Raw genomic sequence first — 22305 nt, forward strand, 5'->3', positions numbered from 1 at the left:
ACCGACCAGACGGGCCTCACGGTCGACCAGACGTTCGACATCAAGGTCGCCGACGTCAACGAGGCGCCGACCGGCGCAACGATGTCGGGCGGGGTCATCGCCGAGAACTCGGCGGCTGGCACGGTGGTGGGCACGGTGACCGGCACCGACGCCGACGCGGGCGACACGCTCAGCTATCAGATCGTCGGCGGCGACGCCGACAAATACCAGATCGACGCCGCGACCGGCGTGGTGTCGCTGAAGCCGGCGAGCAAGATCGACCTCATGACCGACACGAGCGCGACGTCGGTCTTTGCCGCCAGAAGCGACGCCGCCCTGACGAAGACAGGTGCGCGGCTCGACTACGAGACCGACGCAGCCGACAGCATCACCGTGCGCGTGACCGATCAGAACGGGCTCTCGGTCGAGCAGACGTTCGACATCAAGATCACCGACGTCAACGATGCGCCGAGCGGCCTCACGGTCATCGGCGGAAAGGTCGGCGAGGACGTTGCCTCCGGCGGCACGATCGGCAAGGCCTCGGCGGCGGCGGGCAGCCTGGTGGCGACGCTCGCCGGCATCGATCAGGATGCCGGCGACAGATTGAGCTATTCGATCGTCGGCGGCGACAGCGCGAAATACGAGATCGTCAACGGCAACGAGATCCATGTCCGGGCCGGCGTGAAGCTCGACTACGAGACCGATTCGACCGACGCCGTCACCGTGCGTGTCACCGACAGTCACGGCGCCATCTATGACCGGAACGTCGTCATCCATGTCGCCGATTATGCGGGGAGCTTCACCGGCACCAGCGCGGCCGACAAGGTCACCGGTACATCCGAGCAGGATGTCATCAGCACCGGCGGCGGCAACGACGTCATCACCGGCGGCGCCGGCAACGACCGGATCGACGGCGGCGCCGGAACCGACACCGTCGTCTATTCGGGCGCCAGCACCGACTATGGCTTCACGCTGAATGCCGATGGCTCGGTGACGATCAGCGACAGCCGCAGCGGGTCGCCGGAGGGCGCGGACACCGTCGTCGCTGTCGAGACGTGGCAGTTCTCCGACAAGACGGAGACGCTGATGGCCGGCACCACCGGCGACGACACGCTCAAGAGCACCGCAGGAAACGATCTGGTTCTCGGCGGTGCCGGGAACGATCTGGTCTACGGCTCCGGCGGGCTCGACATCCATGATGGCGGCGCGGGCAACGACACGATCAACTACTCCCCGCTGTCCTACAACATGACGATCGACCTCGATAAGGGGCTCGGCTACGTCACCGGCTATGTGCCGGGGGCCGATCGTGTCGTCAATTTCGAGAATGCGGTGGGCGGCAATCTCAACGACATTCTCACCGGCAACGCCGCCGACAACCGGCTCGATGGCGGCACCGGAAATGACACGCTGACCGGCGGCGCGGGCAACGACACGCTGATCGGCGGGGCCGGCAATGACTTGTTCGTCTATTGCGTCGGCGACGGCAACGACAACATCAATGGCGGCGCCAACTGGCTCGACCAGATCGATCTGAAGGGCGGCACCGAGGCGCTCGGCGCCTATGGCGTCGACTGGACGGTGTCCGTCACCAGCGGCGCCATCACCTCCACGGACGCCGCGAACCACGAGATCAAGCTGTCGGCGGACGCCGACGGCACGATCCACATGCAGGATGGCTCGACGGTCAGCTTCTCCGACATCGAGAAGATCACGTGGGCCTGAGGGAAATTGGACCTGAGGGAGTTCGCACGTCCACGACTGCGGATGTGATGCCAGCCTGCGTGGATCAGGATCTGTGGCGCCAGGGTCTGTTGCATCAGGAAGCGCGGTCGGACCGGTCCGACCACATCTCCTGGGTCCACGGATCCCGATCCATGCAGGCTGGTAGCGGAGCGCCCGCCCGCTTCAATCGGATCTCCGGATGCCCTGGTCGAACTTGAACACACGATTCCAATCGTTCTTCATGTCGACGACCGTCCAGCCGTTCGCTTCGGCGGCGTCGAGCGCCTTGTCGAGCCGGCCGAAATGGGATTTCCGGTCGTAGGCGAACTCGCGCGCGGCGTCGGTGTGGTGGACGATCAGGCCGAGGCGGCGGCCCGCCGTCATGGTCGTCCACTGCAGCATCTGGAAGTCGCCGTCGGAATTGCCGAAGGCGGCAATCGGCCGGCGGCCGATGTGCGAATTGATGCCAACCGGCTTGCCTGGGCCGTCATCGACGAAATTGACCGCCGGCAGGCGCATCAGCTCCGGCCCGCCCGTCTCGACCTTGAACGCGGTCTTGATGCTCGATCCGACCACCTGCTCGGGCGGAATCCCATAGACCTCCTCGGTCCATGGCCGCATGAACTCGATGCCGCCGCCCGACACGATGAACGTCTTGAAGCCGTTGGCGCGCAGATAGGCCAGAAGCTCCAGCATCGGCTGATAGACGAGATCGGTGTAGGGCCGCTTGAATTTCGGGTGGCGGGCGCTGTTGAGCCAGTCGCTGGCGATCGCCTCGAACTCCGCCGTGCTCATGCCGGCGTGCGTCGCCATCACCAGCTCGACGAGGCCCCTCGTGCCGGACTTGGCCAGGGCCGCCATGTCGCCGTCGAGCACTGCCTTGAACGGCTGCTGGGTCTTCCATTCGGGATGCGCGCTGGACAGCGCCTTGACGCGATCGAGCGCGAAGGCGAGCTGAACGTACATCGGCTGCTCGCACCACAGCGTGCCGTCATTGTCGAAGGTGGCGATGCGCTGCGGCACCGGCACAAAATCGGGCGAGCCCTCGCCGGTGACGGCGGCCACGAAGCGCAGGATCGATTGCTTGGTAGGCCCCTCGTTCCACGAAGGAAGCGAGTCGTCCTGCGCGGCCGCAGGCCCGGAAAACGGCGCAGCGGCGGCCGACACCAGCAGCGCGGCCAGGATCGCGCGCCTGTCGACGGGGAGACTGGACATCGGCGTTCTCGTGCATTCGAGCTGTTGGGAATGCGGCTCCGGAGCATGCCTCGGAGCCGCACGTCAGGATCGGCAATGCCGCGTCAGTTGCCGGTCGGCAGGCCGATGGAGAAGCCCTGCTTCTCAAGCTGCTCCCGAATGTTCTGGAAGCGCTGGTACTGGGTGAGCGTGATCGGGCCGGAGAAGGTCTCGCTCTGCAGCTTGCGCGGCGGGTATTTGATATAGGTCTTCATCAGATCGTCGACCGACGCACTGATCGAGACCACCGTCCAGGTACGCTCCGTGAAGTTGTTCATGAAGATGTCGTAGCGCTCCTGCGGATCCTGCCACAGGTCGAACACCTGCGGCACGGTGGCCACGTAGGACTCCGGGCCCTTCCAGCCGAGGTTCGAGTCGACGGCGAGGCCGCCGGTCTTGGCGCCGTCGTCGCCACGCAGGTTGAACACGGCCTTGTAGTTGCCGACGCGCGCGGCACCGGGCGTCAGCTCGTTCTCCGTGAAGTAGAACCAGCTCGTGCGCTCTGACGTGCCGGTGCCGAACAGGATCGGCGACATATCGTAGCTGTCGAAGATGATCGGCTTGCCCTCGCGGTCGTTCTCCGGCAGCTTCACGCTGGCGAGCTTGGCGAAGGTCGCCATGTAGTCGAGACCGCCGACGACGTCGGAGCTCTTCGAGCCGGCCTTGATGCCCGGCCCCCAGGCCATCGCCGGGACGCGGTTGCCGCCCTCGCGAACCGTGCCCTTGGTGCCGCGGAACGGGGTGTAGCCGGCATCCGGATACACGTCCTGCCAGGCGCCGTTATCGGTCGTCCAGAAGACGTAGGTCTTCTTTTCGAGGCCGAGTTCGCGCACCTTGTCGAGGATGCGGCCAATGCGGGTGTCAGCCTCCACCACCGAGTCGGCGAACTTGCTCTTGGAGAGCGACTTGTGCTCGAACTCGGGCGCCGGCAGGTTCGGCTGGTGCACCTTCATGAAATTGATGCTCATGAATAACGGTTCTTTCGAGCGCCTGTTTTGCTCGAGATATTCCAGGGCGGCCTTCTCGACATAGTGGTCGACGAAGGGGATGCCGACCACGCCCTTCTCCGGCGTGTCCACATACTGCCCGTTGACCTTGAAGTCCTGTTTCGCTGTCTGCCCAGCCTTGCCGGACAGCGCGCCCTTGGTGACCTTGTCGAACATGTCCCGCAATTTGGGATCCATGTCCGGGAACCAGGTCGGGTCGCCATAGGTGTAGGCGTTGAGATGATACAGGAAGGCGTATTTCATCTCGTCATAGCCCTGCGCGTTGGGCAGCGCGTAGTCGGACTCGCCGAGATGCCATTTGCCGGTGAAGAACGTCTTGTAGCCGCCTCTCTTCAGCACTGAGGCGAGCGTCCACTCGGCCGCCGGCAAGCCGCCGCCCTGGCCCTGGAAGGCCACCGTGGTCATGCCGCTGCGGTTGGGAATGCGCCCGGTCTGCACGGCGGCGCGGCCGGGCGTGCAGCTCGGCTGGGCATAGAAGGACAGGAACGTCATGCCTTCCGCCGCCAGACGGTCGAGGTGCGGCGTCGGCATGCCGCGGTTTTCGCCGCCGCCATACGCGCCGGCGTCGCCATAGCCGAAGTCGTCGGACAGGATCAGGATGATATTGGGCTTTTCAACCGGCGCTTGCGCCTGGGCGGTCTGCGTCGTTGCCCACAGCGGAACCGCCAGCAGTGCCGCGCAGGCGGAAAACCTTCTTATCGCTTCAATCGAATCTGTCATCGGTCTCATCTCCGTTGACGTTGCCGGAACCGAGGGGGTGACGGATTTCGTCGGTCGAGCGCTGTGACGAGGCAGTTCGCCGTCTGTCGTGCGAAACTTGAGCGTTGCAGCCACACGTCCGGGCAACGCGGGAGGCGGGTGCCGAGGCGTCAGCGCGGCCGAGCGAAAGCGTGCGCCGAAAGACGAACGAGCAAAGGTCGAGTTTGCTCCATGGCGGATCCGGATTTCGACAGGATTTTCCGGGCAACCGGTTCCCACTTGTGCGGAAAATGCCCTAGCATGCGGTATCTTGTTGCGACACCCCGCCCGCTCGCAACGGCGATCGACCGCTCCGCGGCGTGGAGAGCTGCGTCGCATGGCAGGGGGAGGGGCAGTCATGGTGGATGTGCATCTGCAATGCCGGCAGCGCGCCGAGGCGGCGCGGGAGTCGGCGGCGGCCGGACGTGCTGCCCTCCGTCCCGCCGTTCCCATTTGGCACCGGCTGCTGCGCGGCCTCGTCGCGCTGCTGATCGCCCTCGTCCTCGGCCTGCCCGTTCAGGCCCAGACGCCCCCGCCGAGCGAGGCGGAGCGCCGCGAGATGCTGGTCAAGCTGCTCGGCACGGGGCACATGGAGGCTTCGTCTCACGCCAAGGTCGCGCGCCTTTTGCTGCGGATGCGCTACGACCAAAGCTTCGGGGCCGACCGGTTCTTCAAGGAACTTGCGGCCGCCGACGCCGGCATGAAGGAGGTGCGCGAGGTGCGCACGCTCCTTGAGGCGAAGGGCCTGTCGGAAGCGTTTCTCGGCAAGCGCTATCCGGAGGGCGGCACGCCGGTCGAGCAGAGCCTCCTGATGTACCGCCGCCAGGTGACCGAGCAAGTATACCGCGAGGTGCTTCGGCTGCCGCGGCCGGCGGGCATGGCGAACGGCACCGTCTGGCTCGCCCGGGTCGGCAAGTGGGTGACCCAGGACGGTCGCGCCATGACCTTCGACGGCGACATCGACTTCTCCTTCATCACCGCCGACACCCGCGTCGCGCAGTGGCTGAAGGACCAGTTCGACGCCCGCCTGCGGAGCCGGCTCGGCCCCGCGGCGGCGGCGCACGGCGCCGATGCGGTCGCCACCGCACACGGACGGGCGGACCGGGAAGTCTATCACGGCGACGCCGGACAGAAGTTCGCCGAGGAGATGATGAAGGGGGTTGAGCGCGTCGACCGCGAAGGCAACCTTCATCGCGAGCCGGTCGCGGCGATGCAGGCGCGGCTCGCCGAGGAGAAGGCTCTGGTCCAGGAGATGGAGGCGCGGCTGCCGGACATCCGCCACTCCACCGATCCCGGCCTGTCGATGGAGATGGCTCGCCACCTCGTCCACGACATCAAGGGTTCGCGCGAATACCCGCCCGCCGTGCTGATCGTGAAGGCGGCGAAATACGCCGAGCGCAACGCCGATTCCGCAGTCGCCGCCGGCGACAAGATGGACCTCGACTTCACCCGCAAGGCGGCGGCGCTGGTGTTCCTGTCGCAACAGCCCGACGCCGCGACGCTGCGCGACGCCATTGTTGAGGGCCATGGCAACAACGGCAAGGTCGACCAGGCCGCCGCGGACGCCTTCATCGCCCGCGCCGAGGAGAGCATGTGGCGGGCGGTCGAGGCGTCAATCCACCGGCAGGCCGATGCGCTCGAGGCCAGACGGGCAGACATCGAGAGCGCGCGCAGCACGGAGCGGGAGGCGGCGCTGACCGACTTCCGCCGCGAAGTGGTGCGTCTCCACGACACGTTGGAGATGGAGAAGGTCGCGCTCCACGACATCGAGATCCCCGACTTCGTCGCGACCGAGATCGCACGGGTCGCGGCGCTGGTGGACGCCCTGCGGAAGTTCGGCCGGCCGATCACCGAAGCCGAGATGCGCCAGAAGAAACTGGTCGAGGCGCTGGTCAAGGGCAACACCCCCTCCGGGCTCAAGATCGCAGCGGCCCAGATCTACCTCTGGGCCGGCGAGGGATTCGACACGCTCAACAGCGGCCTCGACCTGTTCGATGACGCGCTGCTCGGCCGCCTGCGCGGCGACCGGGATTTCGACAGCTTCCTTGCCGAGGTCCGCGAGACCAAATCCAAGCTCGCCTCAACCGATCCGAAGACTGCGGCCGCGGCCAAGCTCCGGCTGACCGCCATCGCCCAAGGGGCGCAGCACCGGATCGCCACCATCAACCACGCCCTCAACGACCTGATCCAGTCCCGCGCGATCGGCCGCGGCGCCGCCAAGGGCCTCGTGGCGATCGGCCTCGCCGACGAGCTGAGCGCGTATGGAACGGCGTTCTACGAGCGCGACTGGTCCGGCCTCTCGGCGGAAATCCTGCGGCGCCGCGTGCCGTTCGTGTCCTCCGCGGAACGCGCCGCCAATGCCGAGAACGCGAGCGATTACGTCATGGCCGGCGTCGACGTCGTCACGACGATCATTCCGCCGCTCGGCATGGCGCAGGCGGCGATCGGCATGGGGCAGGTGGCGGCCGAGATGGGCGTAACGTTCTACTGGAACGACCAGCTTGGCCGGTTCGTCGAGGAGGTCTATGCCGGCGCCCGCTTCAAGCCGACCGCGAGCGGCCGCCAGGGCGCGGCGGTCGTCGCCGACTGGCGGCTGGCGAGCGTGACCTATCGGGGCAAGACCTACGACCTGCATGGCTTCGCCGGCCACCGCCGCGATCAGATCAAGCTGATGGCGGCGGAGCTGCGCAAGCCGCGGCGGACGCGCGATATCGCCGCGCCGATGTTCGGCGACCGCGACGGCCTCACCGACCAGTTCGGCGTCGACAAGACGCTGCGGGCCAACCTCGCCGCCGCCGACCCGCTGCTGCGGATGCTGGAAGAGCTACGTGGCCGGCCCCAGGTCGGCGAGAAGCTGGAGCAGCATTTCCGCGACCAGGTCCGCGTGCGCTGGGAAGAGGTCAAGCGCGCCTGGCTGGTGGAGACCATTGACCGCCTGGAGACGCGCTGGGCGACCGAGTGGGCGCAGCGCGCGGGCCAACTGCCGGCGCTGTTCGCCGAACTGCGTCGGGTGACCACCGAGCTGGAGATCGCCGATGAGGTGTTGCGATCGATCGACGCCCGGCTGCCGGCCGGTTCGCGCGCGTTGATCGCGCTCCATGGCGACACCGCGCGGGACACTGAGATCAAGGACTATTTCCTCGAACCGGATGACGCGCCGCGCACGGCGGAGCTGGCGCGGGTGATCATGGACACGCTGGAGACGTACCGCGGCGTACGCGAGGTGCGCGCCACCCTGGAGCAGATGCTCGGTCTCGCCAACACGCGGGACGGCGGGCTGCGCCTGCTGACCGGGATTCCATACCTCACCGGCACTGCGGCCGACGACGACCGGGCGGCACGGACGTGGCTCGCCAATGTGCAGCGGCTCGACGAGCGCGGCACGAGCGAACTGCGCGCCATCAAGGCGCGCCACGTCGGTGCGCGCGCCGCGCTCGACAGCGACTTCGACCGCGACGCGCGGATGAAGCTGTGGCGCATCGACACGTGGCGCTATTCGTGGGCGAGCGCGCAGCGAGACGGCAAGACCCTGCTGCCCGTGCGCGGGCTGGACGATCCCGCGACCGCCACCGCGCGGCTCGACGCGGCGCGCAAGGCGCTGCTTGCCGCGTTCGAGGAGCACTATCTCAGCGGAGTCGGTACGCTGGAGGTGCAGGTTCGCGAGGCCGGCGGCGGTGGGCCGGTTGCCGGTGCGCGCGTGTCGTTCGGGCGCTACGAGACCCGCGCCGGCCGTGACGGCGCCGCCCAAATCACCGGCATCGTGCCCGGCCGCTACCAGCTCAAGGTCGAGGCGCCCGGGTATCGGCCCGAGGTGCGCAGCAATCTCGGATTCCCGGCCGGCGAGGGCGCGCGCAACCGGCTGGCGATGACCGTCGAGATCGCCAAGGGAGCGGCCGATCCGACGACGCCCGGCCCGTCGAAGCCGGACGGCAAGGCCCCCGTTACCAAGCCCGACACGGCGAAACTGAACGCGGGCAAGCCCGACGCTGCGAAGCCGACGACGGCGAGCGATCCGCGATCGCAGTCTGCGACCGACGGCTCTCGCCCGACCACCGCCCCCGATCCGACGGATCCGGTAACCGGCGCCGATCCGAAGACCTGGACGGACTGGCGCGCGGCGCTGGCGGCGCGGACGGCGGCGCGCCAGCGCAACGACCGGGCGATGCTGGAGGCGGCCGAGCAGCGCACCGACGCGTTCTGGTTCGCCGAGAAGGCGGTGCTCGATGGACTGTGGGCCCACCTGACGCGGTACCGGGAAGATGTCGAACGCATCTATGCCGGTTTCCTTGCCGCCGCCCCCGCGCCGAAGCCGGTCCATTCCGGAGCCGGCACGGTGACCGATCTCGACGGCGAGGTGCCGATGACGACGGTGCCCTGTCGGACGGCACTGGAGCAGCAGCGCGATGCGCAGCTGGCGGCGATCCGGGCGTTTGCCGACAGGGTCTACGCCACCGACAACGCGTTCGACGAGCGGCGGATCGCGGTGAACCGCCACCGGGACGACAACTATTCCGACGCGATGCAGCGCGCCGAGGCGTTGTGGAGCGGCACGCCGCTGGTGCCTCGCGCCTGGAACACGACGCCGCTGAAGACCGCGATCTCCGATCCATGTTCCGGCAGGACGGCGACGGCCAGTGTCGCGGCGCCGACCACGCCGCCGTCCGCGACCGGCCCGTCCGCGCCGCCTCTGACCGCGGCACTGCGGCTCGACGCGGCCGGCACGGCGGCGGGCGACATCGCCGTGCTCGCCGAGGCGAAGGGCGGCGCCGCGCCCTACCGCTATCGCTGGACCGGCGCGCGCAGCGCCACTGACGCGCGTGCCCTCTACACGGCGCCAAACGCACCCGGTGCCGAGGCGGTCGTCACCGTCACCGACTCGTCCGGCGCCACCGCGACCGCCCGGATTGCGCTGCCGGTCGCGGCGCTGACGCTCGAACTGGTGCGCGCCGGGCCGGCGGGTCCGGTGGCGGCCGGCCGGCCGGTGCCGTTCGAGGCTCGCCTGACGCGTGAAGGCAAGCCGGTTTCGGCCGCTGACATCGTGCTGCGCTGGGAACCCGCCGCCGGCGCGCGGTTCGCGAAGGCCGAAGGTCCCGGTGTCGTCGCCAACACCGCGATCTTCATGCGGACCGGTCGCGCCAAGGTGTGGGTGGTGGCCTTGAGGCGCGAGGGTGGCGTGCTGGCGACCGCCGCCGAGTCGAACCAGGTCGAACTCGACATCGTCGCCGCCGAGGTCGCCTTGCGGGTCGAGCCGCCGTCGCCACGGGTCGGCGAGACGGTCACGGTCACAGCGCGCGAGACGCCGCACCTGCCGGATGCCGACGTCGGCTGGTGGTGGGAGATCGAAGGCGCGGCGCAGAACGCCGGCGCCGCGGCCGACCCGCGGATCTATTCGTTCATCCCGAAGGACGCGACGCCGGTGACGGTCACCGCCCACGCCAAGGCGCGGATGCACGGCGAAGAACTCGCGCGCGGATCGGTGACCGTCACGCCGGCACCTTACCAAGTGGGTGTCGTCACCCTCGGCCCGGCGTTCGAGGCGTCGACGGCCCGGCCGGTGATCTGGCGGCCGGGCAAGGGGCTTGAGACGCTGCCGCCAACCGCGCTCGCGCCGTTCCAGGACATCGCCTTCCGCGCCGACATCGCGCCGGCTCCACCGGGTGAGGCCGCGCGGCTGCGTTACGCCTGGACGGTGAACGACGGCACGACGCTGAGCGGCAACCCCGCGACCCGCCAGACCCGCGCCCAGCGTGCGGATGCCGGCGCCATCGAGGTCTCCGTCGAGGTGCGCGATGCCGAGGGCATCCTGCTCGGCACCGGCAGCGCCAGCGTGACGGTGGCGGTGTCCGCCGCCGATCTGGCGACCGGCCGACAGAAATCCGCCGAGCTGACGCAGATGACCCGGGAAGCCGAGGCGACTTGGGCGGCGGGCGAGACCGATGCGGCCTGCGACAAGGCCCAGGCCGCGCGCGCCATCCAGCCGACCTACGGCAACGCGACAAGCTTCTGCGAAGGCCGCGACCGCATCCGCACGCTGGTGCGGGAGGTCGGGGCCACCCTGGCCAAGATCCCGACGCAGCCGTCGCTCGACGAGGCGCGCGCCAAGCTCGCCAGCGCCAAGGCGGTCAACACCAAGGTGGCGGCGCTCGCCGACCTCGAGCGCCGGCTGAACGAGGCGGCGGGTCGCCTCGCCGGCAGCGAGGCCAGGAAGGAGGTGCGCGACCGCCAGCTCGCCCTGCTGCTGTCGGGCGCGAAGGCGTGCGTCGCCAACAATTGGCGGCAGTGCCGCGACGAGGTCTCTGCCGGCCTCGCCAACGCCCGGAACGTGTTCGAGCCGGCCGACGCGCCGCTGCTCGACAAGGCGCGCGCGCTCCTCGCCAAGGCCGACGCCGGTCTCAAGGGCGCGCCGACCGCCCCGAAGCCGATGCCGAACATCGACACGGGCAGCGACCGCCAGCGCCGGCTCGACCTCCTGCTGGCCGGCGCCCAAGCCTGCAATCGGCAGGTCTGGACGGACTGCCGGCGGAAGCTGACCGCCGCGCTCGACGGCGGCGAGCGGGTGTTTCTGCCGACGGACAGGCCACTGCTCGACAAGGCGCGCGCGCTCCTCGCCAAGGCGGAGGCGGCGCTCGTGGCAGCCAAGCCGAACGACACGACGGGCGATGCACGCAACAGCGCCCTCGCTTCACCTGCGCCGCCCGTGGCCGCGCCCACGCCGGCGGGCGTCGATGGGGTCTACAGGGGGACGCTGTTCGGGCTCGGGGCGGGTCCGCGCGCCCTCACGTTCGCCGTCGCGGGAGCCCGCATCACCATGGTGCGGGACAAGATCGATGCGCCCGGCAAGGGCCACGCCGGCACGGTCGCGCCCACCGGCGAGTTCGCCATCGAGTTCCCGAACAACGTCTATCGCGGCCGCATCTCGGGGCGGCAGATCGCCGGCACTTGGCGGATGCAGGCGGGCGTCCTCGGCGGCGCAGGGTCGAGCGGCCGGTTCGAAGCCGCACGCTGACGGGATGAACGGGCGGGCCGATGATCCCGGCCCCGGTAATGGCAAAATGGAGTCGACGGCCGGGGCCGCGTCCCCGAGCCGGGGGGAGAAACCATGCTGATGCGGCTGGCACGAGCCGGGCGAGGCAGCGTCTCATGTCGGGAGTCTGCGAGCGGCTTGAGGCGAAGTTCCCCCGCCGACCCGGCATCATGAGCGTTTTCCGCAGCGCGGGCAGTAGCGGGCGGCGGGCGGCAGGTCCGCGCCGCAGGCGGGGCAGGTGGCAGGCCGTTCGGCGGGCGACGGCGTATCCTTGCCGCGAATGGTGTCGACGATGTCGCGCAGGTCTTCGCGCGTGGTCAGATCGCGCTTGGCGTCGAACACGTCGTCCATCAGGAATTCGACCGGCCGCTCGCTGCCGGAGCGGTAGACCGCAGCCTTCTTGCCGTAGCGCAGGATGCCGAGCTTGGCGAGCATGTCGAGCAGCTTCATCGTGCTCCTCCCAGGTGTCGCGGTCAGACCAATCGGGTTCCGCAATGGCCGCAGAAGCGGTCGCTGGCAGCGGCCGGCGTGCCGCAGTGATGGCAGAAGCGCTTCGCCGGTGGCGGCATCGGTGCGCCCGGCTGCGGCACCGACGGCGGCGCGATGGCGATCTCGATCGCGTCATGGATGATGGCACGGGCGTCCGCGCCGCCGGCCGAGCGCAGCAGCACGCGCGGGCCGCGCGACTGGAGGATCCACAACGCGGCCAGCGTGCGCACGAACGCGAGCACAACGCGATCGACGCCACCGGCGCTCCGCCGCTCGATGACGAGCTGCGCGCCGGCCATCGGCACTTCGAGATTGGCGAACGCCGCGATGAAACCGGATTGTGGCGCCCACAGCCCGTTCGCGTCGCGGCCGATCAGGCCGCCGTGTTCCAGCGCCTCCAGCCCTGAGCGCAGCCGTGCCTCGGTGGCGTCGGCCGGACCCATGAAGCCGTTCAGCAGCGACGACAGCCAGCGCGGATCGGCCAGTGTTGCACCATCGAGCGCACGCAGCAGCACCAGATCGTCATCGACGCCGGGCGGCGGCGACGCGGTGCGCGCAAGCAGCGACTCGAGCTGGCGCTGGCGGTGGGCGTCAACCAAGGCCGCAAGCGCCCACAGCGCGGCGATGTCGAGCTCGCGGCTGTGGCCAAGTTCGGCGAGCGGCTGATCGAGACCGAGCGTGTCGCCGAGCAGCGCCTCGATCGCCTTGGCCTCGATCGGAAACGACACCGCGCTGTCACCGTTGTCGCCCGGGGTGAGCGCGGCGAGCCCCGACTCGCCGGCAACGGCGTAGCAGTCGAGCCGCCGGCCGCCGTCACGTGCGACGGTGACGGCCGAGATGCGCGCCAGCGGATCGGCAAGCGCGGCCCGCACCGCGGCCGGCAGCTGCCTGGCGCGGACGGCGCGATCGAGCGCGGCGGAATCGAGCTTGGTCATTTCGCCCATTTGAGCGCCTCGAACTGGCTGGAGAGCTTGCCGCTGAAGTCTTCGAGGCTGCGGAAGCCGTGGCCGCGCAGCGTGTCCTCGAACGCCGCCAGGGCGGCAGCGTCGGCCTGCGCCGGCAGATTCGATTTCGCCACCGCGTCCATCGCGCTGCGCAGATTGGCCGGCAGCTCGCCGATCGGCAGCCTCTGCGCGCCATAGGCCTTGTGCACGGCGTCGAGCGTCTCGACGCCTTTCTTCGCCTGCGCAATCGCCTCGAACGGATCGCCGCGGCGGAGATTGCCGGTCACCTTCTCGTGGAACTGCTGGGCCAGCGCCTGCGGGTCGGCGAGCCGCACCGGCTGGGCCGGCGGCGGAATGCGGCCGGCGGCGATGTCGTCGGCCTTGGACGCGATGTCCTTCAACTCGGCGATGCGCGGCGTCTCGATCTGGGTGCGCCGGCCGAAGGCGTCGATCGTCTGGTCGGAATAATCGCGGCTGGCCTCGCGGAAGGCACGGTCGGTCGGGGTGTGGCCGTGCTGCTCCGCCCACCACGCCTTCTGCTCGGCCGGGTTCATCCCCTTCGGGCACTTGCTGGGGTCCAAGAATGTCAGCTCGCCGAACACGTCGTTGGAGTGCTGCTCCCACTTCGCCTTCGGCACTTCGATCCACTTGCCGGCGTCGTCCTGCACCAGCACGCGGAAGTCGCGGTCGGTGTTGATCGGGTTCGCGGTCTTGCCGGGGGTACGGAACTCGTGGACCATCAGCTTCCTGTCGGCCAGCTCGGGGGTCGACTGGCGCAGGCGCTCCAGCAGCATCTGGTCGTGGGGCTTGTAGACCTCGTTGCGCAGCGTGTGATTGAACGCGTCCTGCGTCTGCAGCGAGCCCTGCTGCTTGAGCAGCCGAACCTGGTTGGGGTTGCGCTGCACCTCCAGCACGTCGCTGAGCGAGGCGCGCATGCGGCCCGAGGCGTCGCGCTGGACGCCCGCGTCCAGCGCGACGAGATTGCGCTTGGCCGCTTCGACGAGGTCGCCGGCAACATGCGAGCGGCGAAAGCTGCCAGTGATGTTGGCGACTTCGTCCGTGAAGCCGCCGGCGGCGCGGCGGGTCGCGGTCCAGGCCTCCACGGCATAGCCGCCGCCGAGATGCGCCGCCTTGCCGAACAGATAGTCCGTCGCCGCCGCCTTGGCGCCGGCCAGCAGCATCCCGGTGGTGTCGGCGCCCTCGCGCACGGCGTCGCGCATCGCCAGCGTGCTGCCGAGCGCGGAGGAGGCGAGACCCTTGGTCACGAACACGTCGGCGGCCAGCGCGCCGGTTTGCAGCGCGGTGTCGAGCACGGCGTCCCGATAGGTATAAGTGGGCTTATAGGTGTCGCGCATCTGCTGGCCGATCACGTCGGCGAGCGAGGCCATGTCGCCGAGCCCGGCCTCGAAATCGCGGCGCGTCGCCATGTCTTCGAGCCGCCTGTCGATGTCGTCGAACAGGCCGCTGCGTGTCGCGCTGAGCGGGCCGTCGGCGAACTCGCGCTGGCGCTGCTGCTCCAGCGCATCGCTCAATTTCTGGCGGGCGTCGAAGAACGTCTCCATCGCCTGGCGCTCGCGCCTGGTCTCGGCGATCTGGCGATGGAGGTCGGCGACGTCGGCGTCGGGGTGCTGCATGTCCGCAAGGTCGCGCTGGGCCTTGTCGGCGAGCCACGCTTTCGATGCCTGATCCTGTTCATAGGTGTTGCGGCCGACCCAGCCGCGCGAATAGTCGCTCCACACCTCGCCGCGATCGTTGACGTCGCCGTCGCGCGGCGGCGCGGCGGTGGGAACGGGCGCGTCGTCCGCGCGCACGAAGCCGCCCTTGGCGCTCGACCATACCTCGCCGGCCTCGTTGCGCGCGCCGTCGACCGGATCGAAGGTGGCGACGCCATTCTTCTCGGAGTATTTCCAGCCCAGCGCCTCGTACGTGCGCTTCCACGCCTCGAACGGGTCCTCGGGCAGGCGGCCGCGCAGCAGGTCGCGGATCGAGTCCAGCACCTCCTCGCGCCGCGTGCCAGAGGCGCCGAGCAGCAGCAGCGAGCCGAGCAGCGCCGCGCCGCCGGCGGTGCCTGCGACCGCTGCGATCTCGGCCGGCGTCAGCTCGGGGATCGCATCGGCGATATCGTCGATGGAAACGTCGGCGGGCTCGGGAGGCAGTACGGCATCGGCCGGTGGAACACGGCTGACAGGATCGGCGGTTGGTCCCGGAGGTGCCCCCGGCGGGGACGACGAAATGACAAAGGCGCCGGCCGCCTCATTTACGGCGCTCTCCAGCACGTCGAGGACAGCCGTTCCGCGACAATATGGGCTGTAGAGATGAATGACATAGCGCCCGGCGGCCAGCCGGTGGCAGTCATATTGAGGATCGCTGGGCGGAGAAGTTAGATTGCCTCGCGGCGGCTGCACCATGAACCGCCGGGCCGCATTATCGTCGTCGAAAATATACAATGCCATCCAAGTATACCACGCCGTTTGGCACCACTGCAGGAACGTGCGGGACGCCGGATGGACAGAACGGTGAGGCTGGGCACTTCCCCAGCCGTAGCAGGCCACAGGCTGGCCACCCGTGCGAAAACGGACTTCGTAGAGTCGTCTTGCCAGAGCGTGGGTACGGAGTGTCGAGGGGTGAGGGCGAGAGCCGGAAAGGTCCAGCGCCGCGATGACGGCGCTGTCTTGCGCCGTCAGGTCCGACGCTTCGGATGTCGCCGACAGCCCGAAAAGGCTCATCAGGATGACGACCACCCAAGCGACCGGCCACGTCGGGAAAGGCATTGCTCGGGCTTTCATTCTTCGATCGTCAGGGTCTCGATCACGCGTGCGAAGACACGGTCTGCTGTGGCAGACCGCGCCGCCGGCGCCCCGCACTGGACGAAGTAGAGCACCTTGCCGGCATCGATGATCGCCACTCTCTCCGCCAGCAGATCCGGTGAATCCGTTCCGGAATAGTGCAGCGACAGCAACACCGAGGACCGCTCCGCGATCTTCGCATTGCGCTCGCCGAGCAGGCGGAAGCCATCCCGGTCCCTGAAATGCGCCTTGAGCCGATCGACTGCTCTCGCCAGGGTGGTGCCCGGCTCTCGCGGTTCCGCACGTACTGCAAGGAACAGCCCATCCTCGCCGCCCGCCTCTGGTCCTTCGAACAAAACAACGTTCGGTTCCGGCATGTCGGCCTTCACCCAATGCGCCGGCAATTGAGCCGAAACGCGGGGCTCGCTCCGATTGCCAGCGAGTTGAAGGCCGGCGCTGACGAAGTCGATGGTTCGCCAGGAGGCGAACGTCGGCGGGGGCGCAGCGGCGACCTGCGGCGGCGGGGGCTGTGACTGCGCCGTGCGCCCGGATGACGGCGGCGGGGGCGGCGAGCCCGGTGCGCCGCGACCGGCCGCACGGGCGGCCTCCGCCGCCTTCTCGGGGATCGACGGATCGACGCTGAAGCTCTCCATCATGCGCGCGACGACCGGCTGGAACGCCTTGGCGGAGGATTTCGGGTAGGTGATTTCGAGCCGGTGCACCATCGCTCCCCCTTCGCTGAGGAGAACGCGGCGCACAATGACCTCGCTGTCCGTGGTCGCAATGAGGGCGTACCAGTTATCGCCGGAAAGCTTCTCCGGCTGGTCATCGTCAATGCTGAGCACGTCCTCCGCCTCGAGTTCTTCGCGCGAGGCGCCGAAGGCGTTGGCATGGCTGTAGACGCTGAAGCGCGCCTTCGCCGCCTTCGCCTCGAAGCCGCGGCCGGCATTGTCGGGCGGCGGCGGATCGGCGGCGAACAGGTCGGCCGGGTAGTCGATGCCGACGCCGTAGCGGGTGTTGACGTAGTGCTCCCAGCGGCTCGCGGCGATGGGACCGGCATTTGCGGCCGGCGCCGCGTCGGCGGTCGTCGGCGACGATGGAGCCGGCGGCGTGGCGGGGGGAGGGGCGTTGGCCGGCGGTGCGGATGCGGATGCAGGTGGCGACGCCGGCTTCGGCGTCTCCGGGCCGAGCGCGACCAGCGCCGCGGCGAGGATCAGGCCGGCCGCCACCAGCCCACCCACCAGCAGCACGCGGCCCTTTCCGGGGGCTGACGTTGCGGCTGGCGCGGGTGCGACTGCGGACGGCGCCCCGGTGACGGGCGCACCGCACATGGTGCAGAATTTCCCGCCGGGCGTCAGCTCGGCGCCGCAGTGCGTGCAGAAGCTCATCGCGAGTCTCCGGCGGCGGGCGCGGCGGCGCGGACCAAATGGCGGGCGCGGCGATAGCGCGTCACCAGGCCGGCGCTGTTTCCCACCGCCAGCCCCATGCCGAGAAACGACACCAGTGCCAGCGCGTAGGGCGTGCGGCCGCCCAGCAGCAGGGTCAGTTGCGGCAAGGCCAGCGAGGCGCCTCACACTGCGAGGTACCAGGCGTTGCCGCGCGCCCGCACCGTCTCGCCATCCACGAACAGAAGATTGGTCAACGACCATCCGATGCCGATCAGCGCCCCGGCGACGATGGCCAGCATCATCACCGCCCCAGGCAGCGGCGTGCCCGTCAGCGCGAAGAACACGGAGGTTGCGACCACGCTGATCGCGCCGGACAGCACCAGCATCCAGGGCGACAGCCGCCGTGCCTTGCGGAATGTCAGCAGCATGATCGCGATCGACAGCACGAACAGCGTCGTGCCGATGACGCCGACGACGCGAAACAGCAGCGCGGCGGAGGGATCGATGATGAGCAGCACGCTGGCGCCAGCCAGCGTTGCCACCCCGATCAGCAGCCAACGCCGCCACCCGGTCAAACCAAAGGAAGGCATTCGGTCGATTCCCCGACAGATTGGAGAGTTTGCGACCAAATCAAAAGTGCGGCAAGGCACCGGTCACATCTCGCGGCAGAGCCAGTCCGGCGAGGTGTTCGGTCCGTGTTCCGTCTTTGGCAGGCCGAGGGCGAACTGGCAGGCCGAGGGCGAACGTGGCCAGGGCGCCGTGCGGCGAGTGCTCTCGTTGGCGGGCGACGCGATGGACGCCCTCTGGCCGCCGGTGATCGCGCGGGCGATGCCACCGGGAGCGCTCTTGTCGTGGATCGCCTTCTGTCGAGTTGGGGCGCGGCTCAAGCGCGGTTGGCGGCGGCTGCGCCGGCCAGCGTTGCCACGAAGCCGACCAGCGCAACGACGGTCAGCGGCCCGCTCCAGGCACGGCCGTCGGACCATGCCAGCAGGTCGCTGACGATGCGCAGCAGAACCGAGGCGTGCAGCACGGCGAGCGGTGCGTAGAGGATCGGACGATAGGCCAGGCGCACCCGCGCCACCGCCGGCAGGATGATCAGGGCGTGGCCGAACACCATCGAGAGAACGAAGCCGACCAGCACGGCGTGCAGCGCGGCGTCATAGCCGAAGGTGGCGGTGGCCGGCGGCGCGGCGAGCAGGAGCACGCCGGCGATGCCGAGCCACGCATAGCCCGCGGCCATGCACGCCGCCATGAAGCGGGTCTGGCCGGACTGGCGCAGCGTGATGCGCACCACGTCATGATGCACCAGCCAAGCGGTCATCGCAATCAGGGCGAGGCCAGTCATCGCGGCGCCGCCGCGGTCCAATATGCCGTACGCCGCGCCGACGAGCAGAAGCACAACGGCAGCGCCGAACAGCGCCACGCTGCCGCGCTTCGGCGCGGTCAGCCGGCTGAGTTCGAGCCGTTCGCCGGCAATGGTGAGGACCAGGAAGGCGAGCCACCAGCCGGTGACGTCCGGCACGCTGTGGCCGCCAAGCCATAGCAGGTTGCCGACCAGCCAGGACAGCGCGCCGAGCGACAGCGTCGCCATGAACAGCGTCGGCTGCCGCGTGGTGATGAACAGCGTTGCCGCCGAAAGCGCGGCGGCGGCGAGGACGTAGGCGAGCGCTCCCACCGCAGGCGGCACGCCGGCCAGCAGGCACAAGCTGCCGAGCGCCGCCAGCACCGGCGCCGCGTAGGCCGCATCGCGCCCGAGCGCCACCGCGCGCTCCAGGCTGATCACCGTGCCGAACAGCCCGCACACCAGCAGCGGGCCGTGCAGCTCGGCAAGACGGACGCCATGCGGCAGCGCCCAGCCGGATCGCCACAGCCCGCCGTAAAGCCCGGTGAGCATCGCGAGCGCGCCGAGCCCGAGCAGCACGACGCGAAGCGGTATCCTGCCGGCTGCGCCGGTCACGCCAGCGGCTTCACGCGGTGCGCTCGATGCGGACGCGCCAGACATCGGGGCCATCCTCCAGGTAAGTCCAGGCGAACTGATCGGGGTGCGACAGATCGAGATAGGCGCGCAGCGGCTGGGGGTCGTGGTCGTTGACGATGGTCAGCACCGCGCCGGGCTCCAGCTCCACCAGCGTGCGCACGAGGGTGTTGCGGCAGGTGCCCGGCGGCAGGATGCGGACGTCGATGATGGCGGACGTCGCGGTGGTCATCAGGTTCAGATCCTCGGTGTGCGGCCCAGAAGCTTAAGGCCGTGATCGGTGATGCGGTCCGGGCTCCAGGCCGGCTCCCAGACCAGAGCGACATCGACGGGGGCGTCCACGAAGCGCCGGCGCAGCGCCGAGCGGGCGTCCTCGACGATCATGTCTCCGAGCGGGCACGCCTGGGCGGTGAGGGTGAGGTCGACCTCGATGCCGGCGGCGGTGCGGGCGGCGCGGTAGACCAGGCCGAGGTCGACCACGCTGAGCCCGATCTCCGGGTCGATGACGGCACTGAGGCAGTCGAGGACTTCGGGATCGAGCGCAGCGGGCGGGGGAGACGGCGCGGGGGAAGGCGGCTGAGACACGGCGGACCTCGCTGAAGAGGTCGCCACCATGACGAAACGGGATGCGCCGCTCTTTGTCGGGGCGCAAACTCGGCGACGATTGTGCCGCCCGGCCGCGCTGGGGTTGTCCGGGGACAACGAACGATCAAGGCGGTCGGCCCATAACCACCGCGGATCAATACGCTTCGCCGCGGAGGAGTGATGGACGTTCAACCCTGGCACGCCGTGGCCGCCGTGATGGACCGCGCGCCGGCAACGATCCGGGTGTTCCTGGATCACCGCATGCAGTGCGTGGGATGTCCGATCGCCCGCTTCCACAGTGTCGAGGAGGCCTGCCGCGAGCATGGGCTGGCGCTGGCGCCCGTGCTCGCCGCCCTCGATGCCGCGGCGCCGTGACGGATGCGCATCAGCCGGTGCCCTCGGCCAGCAGCATCAACTGGTGGGGCTGGCGCAGCGTGATACGCTGGCGGGCGCTTTCGACCAGGCCGCGCGCCTCCCAGGCGCTGAGGATGCGGCTCACGGTGTGGAGCGTGGTGCCCGTCATCTCGGCGACGTCCTGCCGGGAGATCGGAAAATCGATCGTCACCCCGGTCTCGACCTTGCGACCGGCCTGCTGGGCGAGGCGCAGCAGCGCGTGCGCGACGCGGCGCTCGACCTCCAGCGTCGACATCTCGACGACGCGGGTGTGCATGTCCTGCAGCCGCGTGCCGACCGTCTGCAGCGTGTTGCTGGCGAGTTCGGGATGCGCCGCCACCAGCCGCGGCCAAGCCGCCGACGGCCACTGCAAGGCGATGCTGTCCGCCACCGCCACCGCCGTTCCGGGATAGGCGGTGCGGCCGATCGCCATGGCGACGCCGAACACCTCGCCGGGCACGACAAAGCGCACCACCACCTGCTGGCCGTCCGGCGTCAGCTTGAACACCCGCAAATGGCCGTGCAGCAGCACGAAGAAGGCGTGGGCCTCGGCATCCTGGTGGAACACCGCCGTGCCCTTGGGATAGCGCACGGCTTGTGCCTCGCGCAGCAAGCCGTCGAGCTGTTCGGGCCTGAGGCCGGCGAACAGCGGAAGGCCGGTGATCAGCGTCCGGTCCAGGCTCGCCAACATATCCTCCGATCAGACTGCGCGAGATTTCCGCCCAGTCCCGATTGCCGCTTCCTGCCCAAGGCGAGGCCGGGATTCATCGTAGGCCAGCGAGCGAAAGAGCGAGTGAGGGATACCGCATGGCGCACGCCGACAGCGCCGCGTTCACGTGCCGGGTTCCCCAGTACGACCGCGAACCCGGCTGCGCAACGCCCGGCTGAATAGCTATATCTCGAAGAAGTCTCGTTTCCCCGGATGGTTCTGGAACCCGATGCCGATTTGCGCTGTATTGGGGGCAGAGGCGGGCCGGCTGACGGAATAGCCGGCCCGCGCAGCCTTCGGCCTATTCCTCCTTGCGGCGGGGCGGCGAGGGATCGGGGATCTCGCCGGGAATGTAGTTCGGCAGCCGGCTCGCAGGGATGATCGCGAGCATCGCGACCAGAGCCATGATGATGAGGCCGATCTTCAGCGCCCGCAGCCTTGCGTCAGTATTGACGCGCACCGCTTCGGCCACCTGCTCGGGCGAGGCGGTCGTGCGCTCCATCACGCTCTGCAGCCGGTCGTTGCTGATGAAGTTGATGTTGTCGAGATTGACCTGGGCCTGAATCTCCGGCGGCAGTTTCGGGTTGTCGGCGACGCTGACAAGGATGATCGAACTCAGCAAGCCCACCAGCAGGGCGCCGGCAACCGCCGTGCCCACCGCCGCGGCGAGATTGTTGGTGGTGCCGCGCAAGGATCCGACGTCGCCCGCCAGTTCCTTCGGCGACGCGGTGACCAGCACGTTGAACAGCAGCGTCACCAGCGATCCCTGGCCGATGCCGAACAGCACGAGGCCCACCAACACCGGGCCGGCGCTCCAGTCATTGTGGACAACGAAGGCCAGCCACAGCAGCGCCGCCGTGCACAGCGCAAAGCCGAAACGCCCGATCTGCTGCGGGGTGAGCCTGGTGTAGAAGCGCACGATCAGCATCGCCGAGAAGAACACCGTGAGATTGAACGGCATCATGGCGATGGCGGTGGCCAGCGGCGAGCGGCCCTGCACGATCTGGATATAAAGCGGCACGGAGAAGTTCAGCATCGCTTCGAGCGCGACGACGCAGAACATCGCATAGACCGCCGCCCGCTCCTGCGCCGAGCCGATCACTTCGAGCGCGAGAAGAGGAGTCTTGCCCTGCTCCTGGCGCCTGTAGGTCCAGATTACGAACGCATAGCCAATCATGATGCCGACCGCAATCAGCACCGGCGCCGGCGAAAAGCCGGCGACATCGAACGGCGCGTTGGGCGAGGCGATCGCCAGGCCCCAGCGATTGAGGTTGTTGAAGCCGAAGCTGATGAAGATGATCGCGGTCGCCGCAAGCACGACGCCGATGAG

The 22305-nt window shown here is 69.1% G+C and carries 15 protein-coding genes and 2 pseudogenes; 3 read left to right on the top strand and 14 right to left on the bottom strand.

What is annotated here, in order from left to right:
- Nucleotides 1–1704: pseudogene (locus F1193_RS15915) on the top strand (hypothetical protein); the annotation flags it as partial.
- A 183-nt stretch (nucleotides 1705–1887) separates the two neighbouring features.
- Here the strand turns inward: F1193_RS15915 and F1193_RS15920 are convergent.
- Both F1193_RS15920 and F1193_RS15925 read right to left on the bottom strand, forming a co-directional pair.
- Nucleotides 1888–2919 (bottom strand): HAD family hydrolase, encoded by a 1032-nt coding sequence (locus F1193_RS15920; protein ID WP_150098788.1) that lies wholly within the window; start codon nucleotides 2917–2919, stop codon nucleotides 1888–1890.
- 83 nt (nucleotides 2920–3002) lie between these two features.
- Entirely contained in the window at nucleotides 3003–4664 is a 1662-nt protein-coding gene (locus F1193_RS15925) for an arylsulfatase (RefSeq protein WP_210247389.1), read from the bottom strand.
- A 376-nt stretch (nucleotides 4665–5040) separates the two neighbouring features.
- Between F1193_RS15925 and F1193_RS15930 the strand changes: the two genes are divergently transcribed.
- Nucleotides 5041–11688: a carboxypeptidase regulatory-like domain-containing protein gene (locus tag F1193_RS15930; protein WP_170263724.1), complete on the top strand. Its 6648-nt coding sequence runs from the start codon at nucleotides 5041–5043 to the stop codon at nucleotides 11686–11688.
- A 186-nt stretch (nucleotides 11689–11874) separates the two neighbouring features.
- Here the strand turns inward: F1193_RS15930 and F1193_RS15935 are convergent, their stop codons facing one another.
- The 10 genes and pseudogenes from F1193_RS15935 to F1193_RS15970 form a co-directional block, all read right to left on the bottom strand.
- Nucleotides 11875–12156 carry a zinc ribbon domain-containing protein gene (locus F1193_RS15935; protein ID WP_150098791.1) on the bottom strand — a complete coding sequence of 94 codons (282 nt, stop codon included), beginning with the start codon at nucleotides 12154–12156 and terminating at the stop codon, nucleotides 11875–11877.
- Between the two features lie 23 nt (nucleotides 12157–12179).
- On the bottom strand, nucleotides 12180–13139 hold the full coding sequence (locus F1193_RS15940) for a zinc-ribbon domain-containing protein (RefSeq protein WP_150098792.1): 960 nt from the start codon (nucleotides 13137–13139) through the stop codon (nucleotides 12180–12182).
- Entirely contained in the window at nucleotides 13127–15592 is a 2466-nt protein-coding gene (locus F1193_RS15945; protein WP_150098793.1) for a hypothetical protein, read from the bottom strand. The genes F1193_RS15940 and F1193_RS15945 overlap by 13 nt, the downstream gene beginning before the upstream one ends.
- Nucleotides 15593–15921: 329 nt before the next feature.
- Complete coding sequence (locus tag F1193_RS15950; protein WP_246164490.1) at nucleotides 15922–17175, bottom strand: DUF1795 domain-containing protein; 1254 nt, start codon at nucleotides 17173–17175, stop codon at nucleotides 15922–15924.
- A gap of 69 nt (nucleotides 17176–17244) precedes the next feature.
- Nucleotides 17245–17313 (bottom strand): annotated as a pseudogene (locus tag F1193_RS17825) (zinc-ribbon domain-containing protein); the annotation flags it as partial.
- Nucleotides 17310–17480, bottom strand: a complete 171-nt coding sequence (locus tag F1193_RS17190) for a hypothetical protein (RefSeq protein WP_170263726.1) — start codon at nucleotides 17478–17480, stop codon at nucleotides 17310–17312. The gene F1193_RS17190 and the pseudogene F1193_RS17825, both read right to left, overlap by 4 nt.
- A 15-nt stretch (nucleotides 17481–17495) precedes the next feature.
- Nucleotides 17496–17855 (bottom strand): hypothetical protein, encoded by a 360-nt coding sequence (locus F1193_RS15955; protein WP_170263727.1) that lies wholly within the window; start codon nucleotides 17853–17855, stop codon nucleotides 17496–17498.
- A 341-nt stretch (nucleotides 17856–18196) separates the two neighbouring features.
- A complete protein-coding gene (locus F1193_RS15960; protein ID WP_210247390.1) occupies nucleotides 18197–19270 on the bottom strand; it encodes a hypothetical protein in 1074 nt (357 codons plus the stop codon).
- A 10-nt stretch (nucleotides 19271–19280) separates the two neighbouring features.
- Nucleotides 19281–19520 carry a DUF2249 domain-containing protein gene (locus tag F1193_RS15965; RefSeq protein WP_150098796.1) on the bottom strand — a complete coding sequence of 80 codons (240 nt, stop codon included), beginning with the start codon at nucleotides 19518–19520 and terminating at the stop codon, nucleotides 19281–19283.
- A 5-nt stretch (nucleotides 19521–19525) separates the two neighbouring features.
- A complete protein-coding gene (locus F1193_RS15970; RefSeq protein ID WP_246164491.1) occupies nucleotides 19526–19873 on the bottom strand; it encodes a metal-sulfur cluster assembly factor in 348 nt (115 codons plus the stop codon).
- Nucleotides 19874–20053: 180 nt separating this feature from the next.
- Between F1193_RS15970 and F1193_RS15975 the strand changes: the two genes are divergently transcribed.
- Entirely contained in the window at nucleotides 20054–20248 is a 195-nt protein-coding gene (locus F1193_RS15975; RefSeq protein WP_150098798.1) for a DUF1858 domain-containing protein, read from the top strand.
- Between the two features lie 10 nt (nucleotides 20249–20258).
- On the opposite strand, the gene F1193_RS15980 is transcribed toward F1193_RS15975, so the two are convergent.
- Nucleotides 20259–20957 carry a Crp/Fnr family transcriptional regulator gene (locus F1193_RS15980; RefSeq protein WP_425457253.1) on the bottom strand — a complete coding sequence of 233 codons (699 nt, stop codon included), beginning with the start codon at nucleotides 20955–20957 and terminating at the stop codon, nucleotides 20259–20261.
- Between the two features lie 319 nt (nucleotides 20958–21276).
- The coding region (locus F1193_RS15985; RefSeq protein ID WP_150098800.1) for an MFS transporter at nucleotides 21277–22305 on the bottom strand (1029 nt) is incomplete at its 5' end.

The organism is Blastochloris sulfoviridis (assembly GCF_008630065.1).
Taxonomy (GTDB): Bacteria; Pseudomonadota; Alphaproteobacteria; order Rhizobiales; family Xanthobacteraceae; genus Blastochloris; species Blastochloris sulfoviridis.